The organism is Acinetobacter sp. YH12086 (genome assembly GCF_013419345.1).
Taxonomy (GTDB): Bacteria; Pseudomonadota; Gammaproteobacteria; order Pseudomonadales; family Moraxellaceae; genus Acinetobacter; species Acinetobacter amyesii.
On the sequence record NZ_VPAF01000004.1, the window covers coordinates 145,036 to 163,847 of the forward strand.

At 41.7% G+C, this 18,812-nt stretch carries 14 protein-coding genes; 6 read left to right on the plus strand and 8 right to left on the minus strand.

The genetic code is table 11. The annotated features are described in order from the left end of the window. Positions 1-77 precede the first annotated feature (77 nt). From FTU29_RS06625 to FTU29_RS06635, 3 genes are all read right to left on the minus strand, one after another. Positions 78-800, minus strand: a complete 723-nt coding sequence (locus FTU29_RS06625) for a hypothetical protein (RefSeq protein WP_180121007.1) — start codon at positions 798-800, stop codon at positions 78-80. A gap of 189 nt (positions 801-989) precedes the next feature. Next, entirely contained in the window at positions 990-1,328 is a 339-nt protein-coding gene (locus FTU29_RS06630; protein ID WP_180121009.1) for a GlpM family protein, read from the minus strand. A gap of 134 nt (positions 1,329-1,462) precedes the next feature. Then, positions 1,463-1,846, minus strand: coding sequence for a hypothetical protein (locus FTU29_RS06635; RefSeq protein WP_180121011.1), 384 nt, complete (start codon positions 1,844-1,846; stop codon positions 1,463-1,465). Between the two features lie 179 nt (positions 1,847-2,025). On the opposite strand from FTU29_RS06635, the gene uvrA reads away from it, so the two are divergent. Together uvrA and FTU29_RS06645 are read left to right on the plus strand one after the other, a co-directional pair. Beyond that, complete coding sequence (gene uvrA, locus FTU29_RS06640; protein ID WP_180121013.1) at positions 2,026-4,857, plus strand: excinuclease ABC subunit UvrA; 2,832 nt, start codon at positions 2,026-2,028, stop codon at positions 4,855-4,857. Positions 4,858-4,916: 59 nt separating this feature from the next. After that, positions 4,917-5,429 (plus strand): hypothetical protein, encoded by a 513-nt coding sequence (locus tag FTU29_RS06645; RefSeq protein ID WP_180121015.1) that lies wholly within the window; start codon positions 4,917-4,919, stop codon positions 5,427-5,429. A 419-nt stretch (positions 5,430-5,848) separates the two neighbouring features. Here FTU29_RS06645 and blaOXA read toward each other — a convergent pair whose 3' ends face one another. Then, positions 5,849-6,700 carry a class D beta-lactamase gene (gene blaOXA, locus FTU29_RS06650; protein WP_180121017.1) on the minus strand — a complete coding sequence of 284 codons (852 nt, stop codon included), beginning with the start codon at positions 6,698-6,700 and terminating at the stop codon, positions 5,849-5,851. Positions 6,701-6,894: 194 nt separating this feature from the next. Between blaOXA and FTU29_RS06655 the strand changes: the two genes are divergently transcribed. Continuing rightward, positions 6,895-7,704, plus strand: a complete 810-nt coding sequence (locus FTU29_RS06655; protein WP_180121019.1) for a toxin-antitoxin system YwqK family antitoxin — start codon at positions 6,895-6,897, stop codon at positions 7,702-7,704. 41 nt (positions 7,705-7,745) lie between these two features. On the opposite strand, the gene FTU29_RS06660 is transcribed toward FTU29_RS06655, so the two are convergent. Beyond that, positions 7,746-9,452, minus strand: a complete 1,707-nt coding sequence (locus tag FTU29_RS06660) for a diguanylate cyclase (protein ID WP_180121021.1) — start codon at positions 9,450-9,452, stop codon at positions 7,746-7,748. Between the two features lie 1,096 nt (positions 9,453-10,548). Here FTU29_RS06660 and omp33-36 point away from each other — a divergent pair. Further along, positions 10,549-11,424, plus strand: a complete 876-nt coding sequence (omp33-36, locus tag FTU29_RS06665; RefSeq protein WP_180121029.1) for a porin Omp33-36 — start codon at positions 10,549-10,551, stop codon at positions 11,422-11,424. Positions 11,425-11,482: 58 nt separating this feature from the next. Here the strand turns inward: omp33-36 and FTU29_RS06670 are convergent, their stop codons facing one another. Further along, positions 11,483-12,178, minus strand: coding sequence for an ion channel (locus FTU29_RS06670; RefSeq protein ID WP_180008803.1), 696 nt, complete (start codon positions 12,176-12,178; stop codon positions 11,483-11,485). Between the two features lie 251 nt (positions 12,179-12,429). Between FTU29_RS06670 and FTU29_RS06675 the strand changes: the two genes are divergently transcribed. Then, the gene (locus FTU29_RS06675) at positions 12,430-12,804 is read left to right on the plus strand and encodes a hypothetical protein (protein ID WP_180008801.1); all 375 of its coding nucleotides are present in this window, start codon (positions 12,430-12,432) and stop codon (positions 12,802-12,804) included. Positions 12,805-12,892: 88 nt separating this feature from the next. Here the strand turns inward: FTU29_RS06675 and FTU29_RS06680 are convergent, their stop codons facing one another. Both FTU29_RS06680 and FTU29_RS06685 read right to left on the minus strand, forming a co-directional pair. Further along, complete coding sequence (locus FTU29_RS06680; protein ID WP_111884487.1) at positions 12,893-14,608, minus strand: cation acetate symporter; 1,716 nt, start codon at positions 14,606-14,608, stop codon at positions 12,893-12,895. A gap of 1 nt (position 14,609) precedes the next feature. After that, a complete protein-coding gene (locus FTU29_RS06685) occupies positions 14,610-14,942 on the minus strand; it encodes a DUF485 domain-containing protein (RefSeq protein ID WP_078193192.1) in 333 nt (110 codons plus the stop codon). A 181-nt stretch (positions 14,943-15,123) separates the two neighbouring features. Here FTU29_RS06685 and FTU29_RS06690 point away from each other — a divergent pair, with 181 nt between their 5' ends. Then, positions 15,124-18,612 carry a PAS domain-containing hybrid sensor histidine kinase/response regulator gene (locus FTU29_RS06690; protein WP_078193193.1) on the plus strand — a complete coding sequence of 1,163 codons (3,489 nt, stop codon included), beginning with the start codon at positions 15,124-15,126 and terminating at the stop codon, positions 18,610-18,612. The last annotated feature ends 200 nt before the right edge of the window (positions 18,613-18,812 follow it).

The window sequence follows — 18,812 nt, forward strand, 5'->3', positions numbered from 1 at the left end:
GGATCTAAAATTGCTTTTAGATCCTTTTTTATACGGTTGGATTCGGTTCAAATGACCTTGCACGATCATTTCAGGCATTAGCGTTTAAAACGATACCATCCGAGGAAAATCCCCATCGCGATAATCACCAAAAAAATCGCCAAACGTGCTTCACGCAATTCACTGCGCGCTGCTTTGCGTTCCTGCATTTCTTCTGAATGAAATTGTGATTTGACCATCGGATCAAGTTGAGCAATGGCCAAGAAATCTTTGGGCTTTTCACCTTTACCTAAAATCAAATACAGTCCTTTCACCTGCATTTCATTGAGTTTGCCCAGTTCGATATTCAGTTGGGTAGCTTGTGCATTATAGTCAGGTACCCAATCTTCTACGCGGGCATATACATGGGCACGACTGGTATCAAAGAGTGATGCATCCAGCACTTTCTTGCCAGTTTGATCTTCCAGTTGTTCACTCAAATCGGAGAATTGGGACAGTACATAGTCTTTTTTCTGTGCCAACTGTACACCATCAAAAGCATACTCTTGTGTTTTTTGTGCAGGATTATTTTTCAACAATAAACCTTGCGGAACGACTTTAAAGTCCAGAACAGTATTGTCAGGAACTTGGTTGGTTTGCAGTACCATATAGACCACAGACCATAGCTGTTCATTTTGTGCGACCGCAGGCACGCTCACGCTATAACGCTGCTCGGCTGCAGGGTCAATAAACTGTTCAAACGCGAGGATTTGACTGTCTTCAGCCCACAGGATTTGGCTTGAAAACATGAGGCAGATGATCACCCAAAATTGTTTTAACATTATTTGCTCTTATCATGATTATTTTCTGTTCTGGCAGAATTATAATTATTTATTCAAATACTTACATTCAAAATCACATATTTAATGATTGGAAATTCATCATAATTTTAGCCAAATCTATAGTTTTATAAATGATCTAGAACCCATAAAAAATTGATCTAAATCAGCATCGATATAGGCTTTTGATGCTTACTGAAAACTATGCCATGCATAAATCAAAACAGCCGCAGCAAGCACCCAACTCAACGTTGCTACACTCAAACATGCCGTTAAACTCACACGTGTTGCGAGCAGGTACACCATCAATAAATAAATGAAATACGGGATGAGAGACCAGAGTCCAAACAGTGCAGTTTTTTGTAATGCGGCTGCACCCTGATCATTTGCCACGATCACATGGGCAATCAACGCAAAAGTCGGAAACAATGGAACCAAACCTGCAATATAAAACGCCTTACTTTTAGACAGCAAAGCAATTAATACCACAACAAAGGCACCCATTAAGCTTTTGAGAAATAAGGACAACATGGCATTCTATAGTTTCGAGAAAACTGCATTTTACGCCTTTTCTGCGATAGTCCTGAGATTTTCCAATGGATTGTTATGCGCATGACACAGGAGATTTAAACGATGAACTCAAAACAGTCACAGCGCTTTTATATTTATGCACCTTTACACCACAGGCTAGATGTAAAGCGCGCTTTTTGTTGCTCAGCCATGTGCTTAAACTGCGCTTGAACTTTTAAATCTTCAGCACTCATCAAATGTTGATTGTTTTCAACAATTGCCAAAACTAAATCAAACTGTTGAGGAATTTTTTCGCAAGCCAGCTGCTTTTTTTCAGCGTCTGTTTTGGCTTGACCTAATTTCGCAATATATAGATCAATTTTTTCACTTTCGGTATTCAGCGCCAAAGTTGCTTGTTCTAAGCTGTCATATTTTTGCGCTTTCGGTGTGTGGTTCGGGGTACATGCACTCAAAAACACACTACACATCAATAAACCCATCACACCTAATGTTGGATTGAGATGAAGTTGCCATTTCATGTTAATAGTCCTAGATTGCTGATTTGCCGATGTTTCAGGGCATCGGCACAGCCAGCTATGTTTTGATTCGGCCATTTTTCTCACAAAGTCACGCATAAATCTAGGTTTAAATTACACTTGAACATTTTTCATGCGCTATCATATATAGGTTTTTCGATGAATATTTTAGGACCCCTTGCATGAGCCAAAGCCATATCCGTATTCGAGGCGCACGTACCCATAACTTAAAAAATGTGTCACTCGATATTCCACGCGACAAGTTTGTGGTCATTACGGGTCTTTCTGGTTCAGGGAAGTCCTCTTTGGCTTTTGATACCTTGTATGCTGAAGGTCAACGTCGCTATGTTGAGTCCTTATCTGCCTATGCACGCCAATTCCTTTCGCAAATGGAAAAGCCCGAAGTTGACTCGATTGAAGGCTTGAGTCCTGCGATTGCCATCGAACAAAAATCAACGAGCCACAACCCACGCTCAACAGTGGGAACAATCACCGAAATTTACGACTATTTACGTCTACTCTATGCCCGTGTCGGCACGCCGTATTGTCCTGAACATGACCTCCCGATGGTGGCTCAGACTGTGTCTGAAATGGTTGATACCGTCAAAGGTCTAGAAGAAGGTACGGCGCTTATGTTGCTTGCCCCTGTGGTCCGTGACCGTAAGGGTGAATACACCAACTTATTTGAACAATTACAAGGTCAGGGTTTTGTCCGTGCCCGTGTCGATGGTGAAGTCATTGATATCGACACACCACCCGAATTAGACAAAAAGAAAAAGCACACCATTGAAGTGGTCGTTGACCGTTTTAAAGTACGTGATGATCTTGGTAACCGGATTGCAGAAAGCTTTGAAACTGCACTACGTATGGGTGGCGATATTGCCATTTTGTCGTGGATGAAAGGCGAACAAGAAGATCGCGTATTTTCTGCTAAGCACTCTTGCCCTGAATGTGAACGTGCCGTTGGTGAACTTGAACCACGGCTATTTTCCTTCAACAATCCATTCGGTGCCTGCCCTGTTTGTGATGGTTTAGGCACACGCAGCCATTTTAGTGCTGACAAATTGATTCCCAATAATGAAGTTTCGATTAGCCAAGGGGCAATCCGTGGTTGGGACCGTCAACGTCCGTATTACTATAGCATGATCCAAAAAGTGGCAGATCATTTTGGCTATTCTTTGGAAACCCCATGGAATGAACTCGATGCCGAGACCAAAAAGAAATTCCTTTATGGTACAGGTAAAGAAAAAGTTGACCTCAGCTATATTGATGAGCGTGGTCGTTCGCACAAACGTGTGCAAGCCTTTGAAGGGATTTTACCGCACCTAGAACGTCGTTACCGTGAAACCGAATCAAACTACGTGCGTGAAGATTTGGCACAGTATTTATCCAATGCTGCATGTGATGCTTGCGGTGGCTCACGTCTCAATGAAATTTCACGTCATGTTCGAGTTAAAGATAAAACCATCGCGCAAATCACCAAGATGTCGATTGGAGATGCTGAAAGCTATTATCAAGACCTCAACTTAAACGGTGCCAAAGGCGAAATTGCTGACAAGATTTTCAAAGAGATTCGTGAACGTTTGCACTTCCTAGTCTCTGTCGGTTTGAACTATTTAAGTTTATCGCGTTCGGCAGAAACACTGTCGGGTGGTGAAGCTCAGCGTATTCGTTTGGCTTCGCAAATTGGCGCGGGCCTGATGGGCGTGATGTATGTCCTCGATGAACCATCGATTGGTCTACATCAGCGTGATAATGATCGCTTGCTTGAAACCTTAGTTCGCCTACGTGACCTTGGTAATACCGTGCTCGTCGTTGAGCATGATGAAGATGCCATTCGAGCGGCTGACCATATTATTGATATCGGCCCAGGTGCAGGTGTGCATGGCGGTCATGTGATTGCCGAAGGGACGTATGACGAAATTTTGGCAAATCCAGATTCATTAACCGGTCAATATCTATCAGGAAAACTCAGTATTGATGTGCCGAAAACACGAACACAACCGCCAAAACCTGAAGAACAAATCAAGTTAATGGGCGCTGCGGGTCATAACTTAAAAAATGTCGATCTGACCATTCCTTTAGGGGTAATGACCTGTGTAACGGGTGTGTCGGGTTCAGGTAAATCGACACTGATTAACCGTACTTTGTTACCACTTGCAGCAACTCAATTAAACGGTGCAACCACACTGACTGCGGAAAAATTTGACTCGATTGACGGCTTACAGTTCCTCGATAAAGTCGTCGATATTGACCAAAGCCCAATTGGTCGTACACCACGTTCAAACCCCGCAACTTACACTGGTTTGTTCACCCCTATTCGTGAACTGTTTGCGCAAACCCCTGAAGCTAAAGCACGTGGTTATGCGGCGGGTCGTTTCTCATTTAATGTGAAAGGTGGTCGCTGTGAAGCCTGCGAAGGTGACGGGATGATTAAGGTTGCAATGCACTTCTTACCTGATATGTATGTGCCTTGTGATGCCTGCCACGGCAAACGCTATAACCGAGAAACGTTGGAAGTTGGTTATAAAGGTCGTAACATTTCAGATGTGTTAGAAATGACGGTTGAAGATGCAATGCATTTCTTTGACGCTATTCCTGTGATTCACCGTCGTTTGGAAACCTTGAACCAAGTTGGCTTGGGTTATATCCGTTTAGGTCAATCTGCAACCACGCTTTCGGGTGGTGAAGCGCAGCGTGTCAAATTGGCTCGTGAGTTGGCGAAACGTGATACCGGTAAAACACTGTATGTACTGGATGAACCGACTACAGGCCTGCATTTCCACGATATTGCCAAGTTACTCGATATCCTGCATGAGCTTCGCAACAAGGGTAATACCATTGTGGTGATTGAGCATAATTTGGATGTGATTAAAACTGCCGATTGGGTGATTGATTTAGGCCCTGAAGGTGGTGCTGGCGGCGGTATGATTATTGCCGAAGGTACGCCAGAGCAAGTGGCTAAGAATAAAGTGTCGCATACAGCGAAGTTCTTGAAGCCGATGTTGAAATAAGATTCACTTTCCTTTAAGTGCATGATAAAACGGTGATTCATTCACCGTTTTATATTTATATGACTTTATTAGAGATAATTGATACAGCCGTAAAAATTGGTTTGGGAGCACTGATAACTGGCGTAATTACCTACTTAAATCAAAAGGCAAATATTTCAGCATCAGTAGCAAAAGATAACCTTCTATATAATCGTAATTTATTGACCAATATTTCCAAAGATCTCGAGGAAATAAATCATCTCGTTTTAAAAATTTGGGCAATTTTTGAATTTGAAACAAAACAATCTCAACCAGCTCTTAATGAGATTTCAGACAGACTTAAACCTCTAAGACACGCACTTTTTAATGACTTTAATTTACTTAGCAAAAATGAAGGTTTACTTCTTTTACATGGATATATTGAACAACAAGAAAAGCTAAGAATTTATGGCGAATTACTCGGAAAATTTAACGCTTATACACTTTGTAAAAATGGAGCTATCAATGTTGAAACAACTGCTCAATATAGAGTTGAAATTTTAGAAGCTAGAAAATCACTTTATACGAGCTTAAACAAAGCCATTTCTAAATAAATTCTTGTTCTTCACAACATTCAATCACATGAAGGCGACATGGATGTCGCCTGTTTGACTGGGGCAGCACGGATGGGCCCTCAGTCAAACAAAAGCATTTTGCCTACTTTTGTGCTTTCAAAAGTAGGAATCTCCTACGCAATGGAAACTCAAACCCAATGCAAAGCGAGGACGTTTAGAAAGCATATTTTTTTGAAAATAACCTGAACTAAATCCATCCACAAAATTTGCGCCATCCTTTTATACATTCTACTCGAACCGTTCGGACGTACCTTCAGTCAAACAAAAGCATTTTGCTTACTTTTGTGCTTTCAAAAGTAAGATAAATCCTACGCAATGGAAGCTAAAACCTAATGCAAAGCGAGGACGTGCCAATTCAAAATTCAAAATTCAAAATTCAAAATTCAAAATTCAAAAAATTAACGTAAATAATGAAACACACCCAACTTATCCAACACGTCCAACGTCAACTGCTTACGCTCCGCCACATCATCCCCTGCAGCCATCTGCAAATTCAAACTAAACGCCGTGATCTTGCCATGACCATCATCCACCCAACCGGTATACCAACCGACTTGAGGTTCCACATCCATACCCCAACCACTCTTGGCATATAACTTCGCATCCCCACGGCTTTCAATATAAAGCATATCTTTGACTTGCTTTTGTACCGCGACATCAAACGGTAATTTCTCTGTCGCAAGCTGATACGCAAATTGAGCTTCTTGTTCAGGCGTAATCTTTAACGGCCCAACCAACCAAAAATTATCCACCTGTTTGCCAATATTGGCATTACCAAAACCGACCCGTTTGACTTCTTGTTGCATTAACGCCAAACCTATTCGCCTTGCCAGTTCCTGATATACAGGAACTGCAGATGCTTGCATCGCTTCACCCAAAGTCAGGTCTTTTTCCCATGACGGGAAAGCACGTTTTTCACCTTTCCATTTAAAAACTTCAGTGGCTGTCGCCTTCTGATGCTGCAAACCAATTAATGCATTTAACATTTTAAAAGTAGATGCGGGAATGTATTCGGTATGGGCGCGCTGTAAGTCATTGCCATAATGGCTCAAACGCTGACCATCAAATGTGACAAATACCGCCTGTGTCTGTGCTTGATTAAATAAAGACGGAATCTCTCTCACCCGTGAATTTACTAAATTGGCTTGAGCCCTTTGTTTTAAGTGTTGAGATGAATCCAACATGCCTTCATTTGTTGTACATGCTGACAAACTCAGGACAGTCATCAACGATAGATATATTTTTTTCATTGCACTATTTTTATGGTGTTTAAAATCCATAGTATAAGATGAAGTTCAAACCTGAATTGTTTACTTTTCAACAGTCTTCTATCTGTTGCAAACTTAGCGCATCCACTATTTATTTTTAAACAAAACATCCTTATGATGACGCCTATCGTGGACTCAACAACGAATAATTTTTTAAATATAAAAGCATACTAACAATGAATAAATTTATCTTAAGTTTCAGCCTCTTATTATGTCCAATATATAGCTTTGCCGATGGCTATCTAAACGAATACATGGTGCTGTTTGTCTCACAAGAAGACCCCGATCTTAGCCCATGGAAAGATAAGCCGCAATGTAAAGCCCTCAGTACCCCGACTCAACACAAGGGAATCTTTGAAAATCAATATGTCTATGCCAATGGCAATGCCCTGACCACCATCTTTCTGAGCAACAGCAAAATTAAAAATGGTGAATGTGAACATCTAATTCACTTTCCAGATGGTATTCAAGGCTCAGGCGTATTTGAAAGTTTCTTCCCCAACGGCAAATCCCGTAGCCGCATTGCCTATAAAAATGGGGAGTACGAAGGCAAACTCGAGTTTTGGTTTGCCAATGGGATAAAAGAGCAAGAAAGTAGCATCATCAATGGTGAATCTCAGGGGGATTACAAAATTTGGCATCCGAATGGGCAACTGGCTTTTTCTCAAAATTATAAAAATGGTATCGAAAATGGCCTGCGCCAACGCTGGTATAGGGATGGTAAACCATGGACCTATGCCAATTTTCAAAACAATAAACTGATTGGCGAGCTGAAAATGTGGTTTGAAAACGGCAAACTAGAACGCCAAGGTTATTATCGTAATGGCGTTCGTCATAACAGTTATAAAATTTGGTATGACAATGGGCAACCTGAAGCGGTGCTTCAGTACGATTTAGGCAAAATTACCCAAGCCCAGTGTTGGAATGTAGATGGTAGTCAAATGAACCAACAAGCCTGCAATAAATTATATAAAGATGAAGATTAATTCATTTTTTTGGCTAACTATATGAATCTGCCAAGCTGCGTTTAGACTGAAACACGATCACGCCCCGCAGCTTTGGCTTTAAACAATGCTTGGTCTGCTCGCTCTAATAAATCGATCCAGTTTTCGGCCCCCACTGCCACTCCAATACTCACCGTCACAATGAGATCGGCTTCGTCCTCTGCCAAATTAAAATTCACATTCTGAATATCGTGCCGTATAGTTTCGGCAATGTGTTGGGCTTTGAGCATATTAATCCCCTGGATCAGGACTAAAAACTCATCTCCACCATATCGCACCACCAAGTCGGATGAACGAATATGTTTTCGTAATTGATTGGCAACATGTTGAATCACCAAATCGCCGACAATATGCCCATAGCGATCATTCACCTGTTTAAAGTGATCAATATCAATCACGATCAGTGCTGTATGTAAAAAGCCTGAATTTTGGCTGTCGCGAAATTTAATATATTCATCTAAGGCAAAACGATTGGCGACATTGGTGAGTGAGTCAGTATTGGCAATATGTTTAAGCTGAAATTCAAAGGCATCACGCTGTTCCAGCATGTTTTCAATATGCTGAATGGCATCAAATAAACTGAGATAACCTACTTTGGCAGGTTCAATCACGCCTTGATCCATTTGTCGGTGCCGAGCCAGTTTAAATAACTGATTACGAGCACGAATTAAAGGTTCAAACACCCATTTCTTGGCATAGAACATCGTTAATAATGCAGTCAGTAATGACACGAGCGAGACAAAAAGCGTAAAGATCAATTTATTTCGCGCTTCACGTTGTTCATCCGCAGCTACTTTGAGACTGTAATCTAAAATATAACTTTGCAATTCCACCACTGTGACAAATTTGTTGACCATTGCATCAGTGAGCTGGGTGCCATCCATGTGATAACGCTGATGTTGAAGACTTTTTTGAGTCAAACCATCAATAATTGGCAAACCTTTATCTAAAAATTCCGTCCTTACCGCATGATGTAACTGTTTAAACTCGGGAGTTTTGTCATGTTCAGACTGCACGACATTGATCAATTCCCATAGATAGCGTGTTTGACGCTGGGTTTGTAAACTCCGCGCTAAATTTTGCTCTGGAATTTCCTGTTGAAATGATACCGCAGCCATAATATTTGATGCGACTCTTCCCGCCTGATCACGTAATTCTGCCAGTAATAAAATTAAGGTGTAATAGTTCGATACACGGGTATCTTTACCATGTGAATGATTGACCAATTTCTGCATGGCAATATAGCTTTGATCCCAAGCTTGGAACATCGCCAAAATGGCATGATCCAATTTTTTAGCTTCACGTTGTTGTGTCGGCAGCGCAATATATTGATCGACCGTTTTGCGACCCTGCAACAAATATGGATATAAATTGGACTCTAACTGCTGGGCGATCGGTGCAAAGCCCGTTTCTTTTAAAACTTTCAGTGTATCTTGATATTGCCGATCAACGCCTTGACGATATTCAGCCAACTCAATAATTTTTTGCTCGCGCTGTTCACCTTGACTCGACATTGCACTGTTAGCTGGCGCACGTTCACGGGAAATTTGGTTGGTTAAATCTGCCACCATTTTCAGCATCTGAATTTCTTTCAGCGCTTCGGCACTTTTGAGGTAATGTTGATTGCTGCTCACAATCAATGGAACACTGATAAATACGATAGACAAGACGATTACTAGCATCGCAAGTTGCAAGCGCTTACTAATATGCTCTGTTCGTAATGTTTCCATCTATTTTATGCCCCACACTTGTTGCATACCCCAACCCACTTCTCAACTAAACGCGGGAATATTTAAATTAATGACCAATAATTTATTAATTTGTAAAGTGAACATTTATAGCTCTAAATTCTATATAAATGTGCTTAATCTGTCACATTTTTATCACTTTAGAACGAGATAATTTGCTAAAAAACAGCAGCATATTTCAAAGCGAAATATTTTTTATTAACTTGTTTAAATAAATATTTACAATTGCAATAAATTGGTGCAGAATGCACCGTATTAGGGCACACTAGATTTCTTCCTCAGCAGAATATTTTAGTTTCCCGAAAATTTTGGCTAAAAAATCCTGATTTTCCTTGAAAATCAGGATTTTTTTTGTCTATATCACTTTAATTGAAAGATAAATAGAATTATTAACGCACCATAAAAGTGCATTTATTTCTACAAGATATTTGCTCTATATTTTATCTTTAATATAAAGTTGCATTTTTGAATAAAAAAAAGCCCAACCTTGGGGAAAGCTGGGCGAATAAAAAACAATAATGGAGAATCAGGGTCAAAGTCACACTTTTAAACCGTGTGACGACTCGATTGGCAAATTATGAATCAAATAAAACCTGATGTAAAGCCAAGTATTTCACTAGGATATTAAAAATATCACAAAGACACATATTTAAGTGACATATCCCTCAAACTTAAAACAAAAATGTCTATTTAATATACAAATAAGTGGTTTTAGCCCAACAATTCAGCAGTCAAAGTCCCGATTTATTACCTCAAATGCGTGAAAAGCGTTAGAATTTACCCACTACAATAAATGTTATTTTGAATTAAAATAACAATAATAATTGTTATTTTAGATTGAAAAGTTGTGTATTTTTTCAAGTGTATTTTTTTAATTAAGAATTTAATAAAACTTACTTAATTGTTCTCAATGATTTTTTTTCAGTGACTTATTAGTTAGAGTAAAAACTGAATTTCTTATTATGAAATAAAGATCTGAGTCAGAGACTGAATAATAACCTTTAGGATCATTGACTTAATATATTGTTACAATACAATGCTCAATGTTTAATCCATTTGTAACAACTGGTAGAAAATCATGAAAAAACTCGGTTTAGCCACTGCTTTATTATTAGCCATGACCGGTGCTCAAGCTTACCAATTTGAAGTTCAAGGCCAAGCAGAATACATCGACACAACTGCAAATGACAAAGATTTCATTGGTGGTGTTCAAGGTACTTACTACTTCAAAAATGTTGACTCTACAAAAGGTCCTTTAGCAGAAGCTGCATTCTTAAACCAAGCTTCTAACGTATCTGTTGCTTACAACTACGGCGAAGTTGGTTCAAAAGGTACTGACGTAATTGCTCATAACTTCGGTGCTAAAGCTGAAGCTTATGTTCCAACTAAAGTTGTTCCTGTATACGCTAGTGCTTCTTACAGCCACACTATCCTTGACAGCAAAAATGCAAACAACACTGATGACAACGGCGACCGTTATGCATTAGAAGTTGGTGCGCTTCCAACTCAAAACTTCTTAGTTGCTGTTGGTTACACTAGCGTTGCTGACCAAGCTGCTGTTGACGCGTTCAACGTTATGGGTAACGGTGTTGCTAAAGCTGTTGCTGAAGCTACAACTATTGGCCAAGACCAAGACGCAATCACTGCACGTGCTAAATATGTTGGCGCAATCGACGACACTAACATGGCAATTGGTTTCGAATCAGGCATCATCTACGGTGATGACACTGCTTACCAATTCAAAACTGATCTTTTCGTAACTCCTAAATTAAGCGTTGGTGCTTCTTTCGCTGAATCTAGCTTTGCTGGTACTCCAGACTCAGCTTGGGGCGCGAACGTAAACTACTTCATCACTCCTGCTGTTGCAGTTGGTGCTAGCTATGTAAATGCTAATGCTGAAGAAGTTGCGCTTGACACTCAAACTGTTGGCGTAAACGCTAAATTCCGTTTCTAATTCATATTAGATACTGAATACCAAAAAGGACGCATTTGCGTCCTTTTTTATTCTGCCATTATTTGTCTTTGGGCTCATGGCGTTCCGGTAAATGGGCAATATATTGCAAAGCAATTAAGCGTGAAACGATGAGAGCCAAATACATCACCCCACAAAACATTTGAAGCATAGCCAACACCCGTGCAGGCGCGCTCACAGGCATGAGATCCGACAAGCCCGTGGCAGACTGCAAACTAAAACTTAAAAATAATAAATCTAACCACGACTGCATGCCCGGCTCTGCAGGATTCACAAAACTATCCGGATAAATCAGCTGACAAATACTATAGAGAAAAGCAAAACCCCATGCGATGAGGGTAAATACTGCCCCGGCTGCAAAAAGTTCATCTTTGGTTAAATAGCGATCGGCAAACATATAGCGTAATAAGCCATAGGCTGCACTAAAATACGCACAGGCTTCAAAACCATGCGCAATAATTTGAATATTGGGATGATTTACACCGAGCATAATCAAAGTAGAAAACAATACGGCGCAGCCAACAAAACTCAGTCCTAGAATCGTAAACATTGGAGTTTGGCGAATCACTTTGGCAATGATCAATAGTACCGACACCCCAAGTACCCAAATCAGCGCACGAAAAGACAGACTTTCTCGGGTAATCGCGGTTAAAACCAAGATCAGAAACTGCACCAGTAACAGCCATGCTGAGGGTAAAAGTCTAAAGCTTTTCCAAAAATCTACAAAACCTTGCATTATTTTCAATCTCTATATTTTTTTCATGCGCTGAAATGATCGATCTGAAGCATCATCAACTGATTGATTTTAAATTAGCACGAAGTGAGTTTTTTTTATTGCAAAAATTTGTTGATCTTAATCTGAAAAAGCATCCATATGAGCACTGTTCTAGCTGGGTTTCTTATTACCAAAGAGGTTCAAAAAAACTACTGTAAGTTTCAGTTTTCAGGCACATATTCAAAGGAATCTCCTACGTGGTAGATTTCATTATGAAAAAACATCTCGTATTTGCACCCCTCTGTCTGCTCATGCTCTCTGCCTGTACACAAAACAGTCCGCTCCTCAAAGGCCATGAAAATTATGTGGGGACTTGGCAAAACAACCACAGTGAATTAGTGATCAAATCGTCGGGCGAAGTGACGTATTACCATCAAGAACATACTGAAAAAAGTATTGCCAACCAAACCTTCAGTGGTGCTGAACAGTCGCGAATAAAAGCCCATTTGAGCAGTTTTGGTGATCAGAGCTTTAGCATCGGTCAGGATAATTTCTCTCAACAATTCACCATTCAGCGCTCGCCTTATCAAGATGATCAAGGCCATTGGAAAATGTCGATCAATGGAGAAAATTATACACGCAAATAGGACAGAGATTTGTCTACAAACCTCTGCGTCATATCATTCACTAAATATAAAAAAAGCCCCTTATTAGGGGCTTTTTAGGCGATTCAGATTAGTGATCTGAAGCACCAGAGATACCAATACCAGTTTGTGAACGTACATACTGTGCATCGAATGCTTTACGCTCAGCTTGTGCTTGTGCTGAATTATCAGTTACAGAGAACAACCAGCAGCAGATGAATGCCAATGGCATTGCAAAGATAGCAGGACCATTGAATGGGTTAATTGGTGTTTCAGAGATTGCGAATGTATCTACCCAAACTGCTTTAGACAATACAATTAGAATCACGGCAGTTGCTAGACCAACCACACCACCAATCACCGCACCACGCGTCGTTAAACCTTTCCAGAACATCGACAATACAAGCACTGGGAAGTTTGCACACGCTGCTACAGAGAATGCAAGACCTACCATGAATGCAACGTTTTGTTTCTCGAACAAGATACCTAAAATCATTGCGAAGATCGCAAGACCTAAAGTCGCGATTTTAGACATACGAAGTTCAGATTCAGGTGTAGTTTGACCTTTCTTGAATACGTTTGCATACAAGTCATGTGAAATTGCTGAAGCACCAGACAATGTTAGACCTGCAACTACTGCAAGAATCGTTGCGAATGCTACCGCTGAAATAAAGCCCATGAACAAGTCACCGCCCAATGCATCAGACAAGTGAACCGCTGCCATGTTGTTACCACCAACAAGTTCTAACTTGCCAGTTACCGCCATTTTCGCTACATCAAGAAATTGTGGGTTGTTCGATACATAAAGGATCGCACCAAAACCGATGATGAAAGTTAATAGGTAGAAGTAACCAATAAAACCTGTAGCAACAACTACTGATTTACGTGCTTCTTTTGCATCTTTTACAGTAAAGAAACGCATCAAAATGTGTGGAAGACCTGCTGTACCGAACATCAATGCAAGACCTAGAGAGATCGCATCAATTGGGTTGGCTGCAAGTTTACCTGGACCCATAATGTTTGCAGCTTCAGCTAAAGATACGTCATGTACTTTAGAGAAAACTTGGATCGATTGAGTGAACATTTCAGAGAAGCTGAAGCCCACGCCTTTCATGACCATGAATGCCATGAAGCTTGCGCCAGAAAGTAGCATCACTGCTTTAATGATCTGTACCCAAGTTGTTGCCAACATACCACCGAAGATTACATAAGCCATCATCAGTAGACCAACGATCACAACCGCAATGTTGTAGTTCAAACCGAATAGTAGTTTAATCAATTGACCTGCACCCACCATCTGTGCAATCAGGTAGAACGCTACAACCACAAGTGAGCTTACTGCTGCAAGGGTACGGACAGGTTTTTCAGCTAGACGGAATGACACCACGTCAGATAAGTTAAACTTACCTAAGTTACGCAGACGCTCAGCCACCAAGAACAATACGATTGGCCAACCCACCATAAAGCCCAATGAATACAGCAAGCCGTCAAAGCCTGAACTGAATACCATTGCGGAAATACCGAGAAACGATGCTGCTGACATGTAGTCACCGGCAATCGCTAAACCATTTTGGAAACCCGAAATACCACCACCCGCTGTATAGAAGTCAGCTGTGTTGGTGGTTTGTTTCGCTGCCCATTTGGTAATAAACAAAGTCAAGCCAACAAAAATTGCGAACATGATAATCGCATGCCAGTTGGTTGCTTGTTGCTGTGCTTCACCTAAATCTGGTCCAGCCATTGCCATGCTTGACATGAGCAGAGCAGGAGCCGCTAATACTATTGCTTTCAATGAATTCCATTTCATCTTAGTGCGGTCCTTTTTCTTGAGTAATTGCTTCTACTTCACGCATTGCTTCTGCGTTTAATGCATCCAACTTGTTGTTTGCAATATACGAATAAACACCACACAGTAAGAATGACAATACGATAATGCTTAGACCTAATGGCATACCAATCGTGGTCACACCACCACTCACGGATTGCATCAAGAACTCTTTGTTATAGCCCACAAGGAGCATAAAGCCGACATAGACCACCAACATGATGATCGTCAAAGTCCAGCTCAACTTACTTTTACGGCTGACCATTTCCTTAAATTTTGGATTCTGTAGAATTTGTTCTACCTGTCTCTCATCCATAATATTCTCCTTACGCCGAACCTTGGCGCGCAATTTTCTAATTCGAATTATTTCGAAGCTAAACTTACCAATGTTCCTTATCTCTTGTAATTTAGACTTTGGTCGTTAAATTTTGAGCAATAACCTCCCTAAGCCTATGGATGCGTTATCATTAAGCGAGAATTAATATGCTGCAGGCTTTATGAATAGTTGGCTTATCGTCGGGGTATTGGCCCTTTACATCGCATTACTCTTTGTATGTGCATTCTTTGGTGAAAAGCATGCCAGCAGGCTCAGTACTCGCGGCAGAATGCTTCTCTTTAGCCTAACTTTAGGGGTTTACTGTTCATCTTGGACATTTTATGGCGCAACAGGTGCCGCCGTTCGTGAGGGCATTATTTTCCTGCCAATTTATCTGGGACCGCTGCTATTTGTTGCGCTCGGCTATGATATTTGGCGACGTTTAGGGCGTGTCCGTCAGCATCATGCCATTTCATCGATTGCCGACTTTGTAGCAGCACGATATGGTAAAAGTGGCCCCTTAGCATCACTGGTCACAATCCTTGCCGTGATTGCCATTATTCCCTATTTAGCCTTGCAGCTACGTGCGATTGCCTTAAGTGCAACAGTCATTTTAGAACCGACCGCTGGTCTGACAGGTACCACCAATAGTGTGCTGTTTTTGACCGGTGTATTGGCGATTTTGGCGATGATGTTTGGGACACGACAGATTGCCAATACTGAACAGCACGGCGGCTTAATGTTGGCTGTGGCATTTGAGTCTTTCGTCAAGCTGTTTGCACTACTTGCAGTCGCATTTTTCTTTGTTTTTGAATCACCTGAAAACATGGCGCAAATCAGCCATGACATTAGCAGTACATTTAAAGATGTCCAGCTCAAAGGTGTGCCAGAAAGCTTCTGGATTCAAACATTATTGGCTGCTTTAGCAATTATTTGTCTACCACGTCAGTTCCATGTCGCGGTAGTTGAACTACGTGATGAAAAGCATATCCGTGGTGCTCGTCGTTGGTTCGCCATTTATCTGATTTTAACCATTATCGCGATCATCCCGATTGCCAGTTGGGCGCTGCATGCAGCACCGGCTTACTTGGCAATACCCGATGTTGCCGTGCTCTCACTGCCTTTAAGTTATAACCAAGACTGGTTGACCTTACTTGCATTTCTCGGTGGTTTTTCAGCTTCGACAGGTATGCTGTTGGTGTCGTCAGTGGCCTTATCCATTATGCTCAGTAATGACTTGATCATGCCTGCACTGTGGCGTACACGCTTATTGTCACGTCATGACAAACGCCTACCACTCGTACTGAAATTCACACGTCGTGTGTGTATTTTAGCAGTCATGTTATTGGGCTTCTTGTTCTTCCATTTCTTCAATGACATTGACCAATTATCGGTATTTGGCCTATTGGCCTTCAGTGCTGTGGCACAGTTTGCACCGGCGTTAATTGGTGGTTTATATTGGCGCGGCGGAAGTAAACAAGGCGTATATGCGGGTCTGTTGGTCGGTTTTGGCATGTGGGCTTATACCCTGTTATTACCAACCGTATTGCGTAGCTTACCTGAACAATTTAAAACATTTACCGAAAATCTTTTAAGTCAGGGTCCGCTAGGCTTGAGTTGGTTACGTCCTGAAGCACTGTTAGGGTTTGAATCTTTCGATCCACTTACCCATGGCGTAGTTTGGGCGCTCGGTTTAAATATCACCCTCTATATTTGGATTTCCCGCGTCTTCCGTCCAAGTGTTGCCGAGCAAATTCAGGCCGAAAGTTTCTTTTATTATGAAACCAAGCCGCTCCCTGCTCAAAGTACATCAAACGACATCAGCTATATTCACCACGATGTGGCGCGTCTAAAAGTAGGTGATTTGATTACCTTGGCAAAACGTATTACCGGTGAAGGCCCAACCATGCGTGCCTTCAACCAGTTCTGCGCACAAAACAATGTCGTTTTGAATGAAAATAGCAGCGCCAACGGCATGTGGTGGCGTTTTACCGAACAGTATCTTGCAGGCACCATCGGTGCGGCATCTGCCCGTACCTTACTCACCACAGCCATGGTTAATAATGGTTTAGCACTCGGTCAGGTCGCCAATATTCTTGACCAAGCCTCACAGTGGCAGCGCTTTAACCAAAACCTGATCATGACCATGATCGACCATATGACTCAAGGTGTGTCCGTGGTTGATGAAAATATGTGTTTGGTGGCATGGAACAATCAATACCTCAAACTGTTTGATTATCCAAAAGACATTGTCTACGTCGGTTGCCCAATTTCAGACTTGATTCGTTATAACGCTGAACGCGGCGAATGTGGTCCCGGTTCAGTCGAAGAACATGTGCGTAAACGCATGCATTGGATGCAAGTCGGCAGCGCACACGAATTTGAACGGATTCGTAAAGATGGCCGTGTAATTCAGATGCGTGGTAATCCGATCGAAGGCGGCGGTTTCGTGACAACCTTTGCCGATATTACTGCTTTCCGTGAAAATGAAGCCTTGCTTGAAGGCCGTGTACAAGATCGTACCCAACAGTTGGCAGATGCCCTGTCTGAACAACAATTGGCACGTGAGCAAGCTGATAAAGCCAATATGTCGAAAAGCCGCTTTATTGCTGCTGCAAGCCATGACTTATTGCAACCGATGCATGCTGCGCGTCTGTTTAGTACCGCCCTCGAGCAAAGCGTACAAAATGACGATGATCGTAAAACGCTTCAGCAACTTGATCGTGCGCTGCATGGTGCGGAAAGTATGCTCTCTGCCCTCTTGGACATTGCTCGACTCGAAGGCGGAACGATCCAACCGAAACGTCAGCCTTATCCACTACATGACTTACTCAGCGATCTTGAACTGCAATTTAAATCGATTGCAGCACAGCGTAATATCAAACTGACCGTACATGATGCTCAGTTCTGGATTGACACCGACCCACAGTGGATTCGTCGTATTATTCAAAACTTCGTCAGCAATGCCTTACGCTATACAGCGCGTGGTCGTGTTGTGGTGGGTGTGCTACGTTCAGCACGTCCGGGGCATATTCGTATTGGCGTTTGGGATACAGGTCCTGGGATCGCGGAAGAACAGCGCATTAAGTTGTTCCAAGAGTTCGAACGCTGTGGACACACCTCTCCTTGGGGCGAACAGGGTCTAGGTTTAGGTTTAGCCATCGTGCAAAGGATGACCAGCCTACTCGACTATCCTGTGCATGTGTTCTCAGAACTTGGTCATGGTTCGTGCTTTATGATTGAAGTGCCGGTGGTCGCTGCGCCAAAAGTGGTCGCTGCACCGACCCAAGCTGTTCCGCTGAAAACCAAAGCCTATAAGATTCTGTGCTTAGACAATGATGAAACGATTTTGGAAGGGATGTCGACCTTACTGACCAAATGGGGCTATCAAGTCTTTAAGGCCACTGAACCTGAACAGGCCATGGAGTTAATTCAACAAGAAAATATTCAAGTTTGGTTGGTTGACCAACACTTAAATAATAATAAGATCGGTCTCGACTTTATTTTAGATAACCGTCAGGAAAATGTCCCTGTGGCGCTGATTACCGCAGATTCTGATCCTGAATTACCGCAACGTCTAAAAGAGTTAAACATCGTCTTACTGAAAAAACCGTTGAAACCGGCTTCACTCCGTTCATGGTTATCTGGTTTGAAGATTTCAAATCAGTAGCGCTGTTACATGACATCACTCTGTGAAAAATAGCCCATTTCATTCACATGAAATGGGCTTTTGTTTACCTTGTTCTTACTTAAACTTACCTAAATGGCAAAAAAATTTGTCTCAGCGGCAAGATCATTCAAAATAGCCCCGACATTTCGTCTATTTATTAGCCATAAATATCAAATTTAGATTGCCTATGGCAAAAAATA

Coding starts and splice junctions, on each gene's coding strand:
- FTU29_RS06625 (WP_180121007.1), bottom strand. CDS start 800: ATGTTAAAACAATTTTGGGTGATCATCTGCCTCATGTTTTCAAGCCAA.
- FTU29_RS06630 (WP_180121009.1), bottom strand. CDS start 1,328: ATGTTGTCCTTATTTCTCAAAAGCTTAATGGGTGCCTTTGTTGTGGTA.
- FTU29_RS06635 (WP_180121011.1), bottom strand. CDS start 1,846: ATGAAATGGCAACTTCATCTCAATCCAACATTAGGTGTGATGGGTTTA.
- uvrA (WP_180121013.1), top strand. CDS start 2,026: ATGAGCCAAAGCCATATCCGTATTCGAGGCGCACGTACCCATAACTTA.
- FTU29_RS06645 (WP_180121015.1), top strand. CDS start 4,917: ATGACTTTATTAGAGATAATTGATACAGCCGTAAAAATTGGTTTGGGA.
- blaOXA (WP_180121017.1), bottom strand. CDS start 6,700: ATGAAAAAAATATATCTATCGTTGATGACTGTCCTGAGTTTGTCAGCA.
- FTU29_RS06655 (WP_180121019.1), top strand. CDS start 6,895: ATGAATAAATTTATCTTAAGTTTCAGCCTCTTATTATGTCCAATATAT.
- FTU29_RS06660 (WP_180121021.1), bottom strand. CDS start 9,452: ATGGAAACATTACGAACAGAGCATATTAGTAAGCGCTTGCAACTTGCG.
- omp33-36 (WP_180121029.1), top strand. CDS start 10,549: ATGAAAAAACTCGGTTTAGCCACTGCTTTATTATTAGCCATGACCGGT.
- FTU29_RS06670 (WP_180008803.1), bottom strand. CDS start 12,178: ATGCAAGGTTTTGTAGATTTTTGGAAAAGCTTTAGACTTTTACCCTCA.
- FTU29_RS06675 (WP_180008801.1), top strand. CDS start 12,430: ATGAAAAAACATCTCGTATTTGCACCCCTCTGTCTGCTCATGCTCTCT.
- FTU29_RS06680 (WP_111884487.1), bottom strand. CDS start 14,608: ATGAAATGGAATTCATTGAAAGCAATAGTATTAGCGGCTCCTGCTCTG.
- FTU29_RS06685 (WP_078193192.1), bottom strand. CDS start 14,942: ATGGATGAGAGACAGGTAGAACAAATTCTACAGAATCCAAAATTTAAG.
- FTU29_RS06690 (WP_078193193.1), top strand. CDS start 15,124: ATGAATAGTTGGCTTATCGTCGGGGTATTGGCCCTTTACATCGCATTA.